Genomic DNA, 3736 nt, shown 5'->3' with positions numbered 1-3736 from the left:
CTCTATGGGCGCTCGCCCTCCAGCATTCGCCACCGCCGCAGAGTATTCGCCTGAGGTCGGGCATCCCAACGTTGGTCCGCTGTTCGCCCCTGGCTGACCTCAGCCCAGAGCGCGGGGCTGTCCGCTTCGCGCAACTGACCCGACCAAGGTCATACTGGCTGGAGAGGGCAGCCTTTGACCTAAACGGACTCAGGGCAGTTGGTATTCTGCTCGATCCCAAAGTGATACGATTTCCGACTATCGACGGACCATGCTGGAGCTTCTTTGATGTCTTATCTACCGCCGAAGTGGCCGATCCCTGCTGATGTAAAATGGATCGAGGTCAATGGATATCCCATGGCGTATCAAGATCGCGGAGCTGGCCCGCCGCTTGTCCTGGTCCATGGATCGTTTTGTGATTATCGAATTTGGCCGGATCAGATCGAACCGTTTTCCAAACAACATCGAGTTCTGAACGTAAGCCTCAGGCACTATTTCCCTGAACTGTGGGACGGCGTGGGAAACGATTTCTCATTCGCCCAGCACGCCGACGATGTGGGCGCCTTCGTAGAAAAGCTGAATCTTGGTCCGGTCCACTTGTTGGGCGTTTCTCGCGGCGGTGCAGTTGCTATCGAAGTGGCGAAAAAATATCCTGACCTCATCCGAACCCTCATTCTGGCGGATGCAGGTGTCAGGCTTGAGCTTCCTGAAACGGAAGCGAATTTAAAGGCGACGGCCTTCCGATCAAACTTGTTTGCTGAGTTGCGGAAAGATGTAGCCAATGGAGATGTTGAGGGCGGCACGGCCCGCTTCATGCATCGCTTGGTCGGTCCGGACTTTTGGCAGAGTTTGTCAGCGGGACGGCAGAAAGAGTTTCTTCAGAATATTCGGACCGCGATCGTCGATGATCCACTTCCTCTCACCACAGACGAAGATTTGCGGAATTTCAATTTCCCCGTCCTTATGATAAATGGCGAGAAATCGCCGCCACTGTATGGTGTTTTGATCTCCGAGATGCAAAATCGGGGCAATTTCGAGCCGCCGGTCATTATTCCTTACGCGGGTCACGCAATGACCGCTGAGAACTCAAAGGCGTTCAATCAAGCTGTTTTGAAGTTTACTTCGGAGCATTGAAAACAGCCTTTTCCGGTACACCTTGCATTTTCGTTTTTCGGTCCAATGACCCTGCTCGCCCGCGCCGACGAGGTGATGGAATAGAAACTGCTGCGGTTGCACGAGTCCGTTCCTGGTCCTTCGCGACTATTAGAGCGGCGCCGCGACATGTCTGCTCAGAGGCGTAGATCGGAAGCTTCGCGCGCTGGGTCAAGCCGACTCTCCTGACCCAAAACTGACGTCAAGGAACCGGCTGCAAGCTCCGGTTCCTGCTTGTGTTCATTCGACGATCTTCTATTCTCAACTAGAGCGAGTAACGTGGGTTCTGAACATAGGGGAGACGTCATCGTGAGGTTCTCATCATGTGTATCCGCTCCAGCTTTTTGCATTGCCTTAATGATATCCGGATTGGGCAGTCAGGCATTGTCGCAAACTGCAACGACCCTTCCCAACGTCACTGTTGACGCTCCAACGGTTAGGCCGAAGCCGAAACAGCACGCGCTTGCGCGACATGCTATACACCACCCCTCCTCGGCGACGACCATTGGAACGATACTGGTATCGCCCAGCTCGGACTCAGCAAAGCTCGCAAAGTACGCGAGCATCACCGGCAGCTGCGTCGGCGGTTGCTCCACAAGCTTCAGATCCGGAACCGCCCCTTGGCACGGCTGCTCGATATCTGCCTATCCAGCACTGTCACCCACCTGCAGAAATGTCGGTAACTTCAAGACCTACGAAGAGTGCCGGGCGACGTCGATGCTGATGGGGTGGAGACCTAACGACATCCCGTGGTACTGCAGCAGTCTGGCTCTGAAGTAGCCAAGCACGTCCAGAACTGACCATAGCTGACATAGTTGGTGGCCCAGTCGCATCAGGCTGTTCGCTTGTCTGCTGCTGGCCAATGGCTTCCGTTGGCGTGGTGCAGCTATGTGTCGCCTTACAGGGGTAGACCGGACGTTTGCATTCGGAATGACCCAGTGCAGACCAACACAGATTTCGCTGCCTTGAAGGGAGTGGAAGCTCTGGATTGAACCTCCTCGAGTGCCGTGCGTTAACGAGTATCACCGCCACGGGGCCACCCAGGCCGCGGTGGCTGAGAGACAGATCGCGCTCCCCGCCTGTACAAAGGGGGAGCCCAATGATGTTATCCCACGAAGGACAAGTTGCTTTGGCCCGCTGCCATGTTGAGAAGGGCCGCGATATCATTGCTAGGCAGCACCGGCTCATCGAACGAAACCGCGCCAAGGGCTTCAACACGGTGATCTCTGAGGAGCTTTTGCTCCTGTTCGAGACGACACAAACCATCTTTGAAGGCGATCTAGAACGGCTACTGCAGAGGATGCTGCTTTGAAGGGAGTGGACGGCTATTGTGCAGTGCGTCTTGTCCTCGCGCGCTGGTTGCGCTTGGATGGTCCTTTACACCGCCAACCTTTTTAACACCGCCAATCTTGGCCTATTTTGGGGAGAGTGAAGATGCTTCGTTTAGCCGTTGCTTTGTTAATCGCGTTCACCTGCGCAGCACAGGCCCAGACTAACCGCCAAGAGCTGAAGCGATCCGATCTCACCGGCACAAACATGGAGATCGTTATCAGCGTCGTCGATGTCGCTCCCGGAAATAATCTCGCGCGACACACTCATCACGGCGAAGAAGCAGTCTACGTTTTGGAGGGAGCCACGCTCGCTCTTCCCGACGGCAAGGAAATCCAGTTCCCTACTGGAGCGGCGACGATCAACGTTCGCGACGTGCCGCACGCCGGCTTCAAAATTGCGGGCGATAAGACCCTCAAAATGCTAACAGTGCACATCATCGATAAAGGGAAGCCGATGATCGAGCCTGCTCAATAGTCCTTCCGCAGTTAAGCCTAGCGGCTGGTCCGCCTATTCGGCTGCGCACGCGCGTACAGTGTGCGCAGCCCTGAAGGAAGTGGACCGTTAGGTCCGCCCTTGGCCCGTCGCCGACCTTCGCTTACAGGGCCGCTATGTCTGCCTTGAGGAGATAAGCCGACCTAGGGCAACTCGGTGCGGGAGTCAGCCTGTGACCCGCAACAGACCTTCGCTTCGGTGCTCATTCACTTCGGATTTCAGCTCTTCGCCCATGCGGACACCCGCGCCGAAATCATTGTTCGGTCGGCTGCAATCGCAGCGTCTAAACCTTCGTATGTAGTTCTTTAATCGGATTTGACGTGCACTGAGAAATCCAAATCGGTAAGCATGCGCTCGGGACATGCGGGCGGGTGTGGATGATCACGGCAGCACGGCAAAGCTCTGAACAGTGCCGCAAACTCGCGGCTGAATATCGAACACGCGCCAACATTGAAGGTACGACAAAGCGGGTCGCCAACCTGCTTTTAAACGTGTCCCGAACCTACGCTGGCCTTGCCGCCACCCTCGATTTGCTTGAGCAGGTCCAGAACGAGGAGGCACAACGGCTCTCGCACCAGCCTAGGTCAGAGCCACCGGAAGCATAGGTGTGACACCGGCATCGGGCGCGAGGGAAGGACCTGATAATCTGGCTGGCAAGGCCCGCGAAGCCGATATCGCCGGCCACATTGACGGGATTGCTTAACTCGCGCGGATTGCAACCACCGAAATAAGGCGTATGATTCTGGCTGATTTGCAAGCTAAGGGAGGTGCATTTTGGCAG

General features: G+C 55.9%; 3 protein-coding genes. All 3 read left to right on the top strand.

From position 1 onward, the window contains the following. Positions 1–267 precede the first annotated feature (267 nt). The 3 genes from IVB32_RS01090 (at position 268) to IVB32_RS01080 (ending at position 2937) form a co-directional block, all read left to right on the top strand. Positions 268–1113: an alpha/beta hydrolase gene (locus IVB32_RS01090; protein WP_247409576.1), complete on the top strand. Its 846-nt coding sequence runs from the start codon at positions 268–270 to the stop codon at positions 1111–1113. Between the two features lie 1120 nt (positions 1114–2233). Beyond that, on the top strand, positions 2234–2443 hold the full coding sequence (locus IVB32_RS01085) for a hypothetical protein (protein WP_247409574.1): 210 nt from the start codon (positions 2234–2236) through the stop codon (positions 2441–2443). Between the two features lie 122 nt (positions 2444–2565). Further along, positions 2566–2937, top strand: coding sequence for a cupin domain-containing protein (locus tag IVB32_RS01080; RefSeq protein WP_247409572.1), 372 nt, complete (start codon positions 2566–2568; stop codon positions 2935–2937). Positions 2938–3736: the final 799 nt, after the last annotated feature.

Origin of the sequence: Bradyrhizobium sp. 23 (assembly GCF_023073295.1) — a bacterium.
In the GTDB taxonomy this organism is placed as follows: domain Bacteria; phylum Pseudomonadota; class Alphaproteobacteria; order Rhizobiales; family Xanthobacteraceae; genus Bradyrhizobium; species Bradyrhizobium canariense_D.
Note: the sequence above shows the minus strand (reverse complement) of the source record. Positions and strands in the feature narration are given on the sequence as shown.

Coding starts and splice junctions, on each gene's coding strand:
- IVB32_RS01080 (WP_247409572.1), top strand. CDS start 2,566: ATGCTTCGTTTAGCCGTTGCTTTGTTAATCGCGTTCACCTGCGCAGCA.
- IVB32_RS01085 (WP_247409574.1), top strand. CDS start 2,234: ATGTTATCCCACGAAGGACAAGTTGCTTTGGCCCGCTGCCATGTTGAG.
- IVB32_RS01090 (WP_247409576.1), top strand. CDS start 268: ATGTCTTATCTACCGCCGAAGTGGCCGATCCCTGCTGATGTAAAATGG.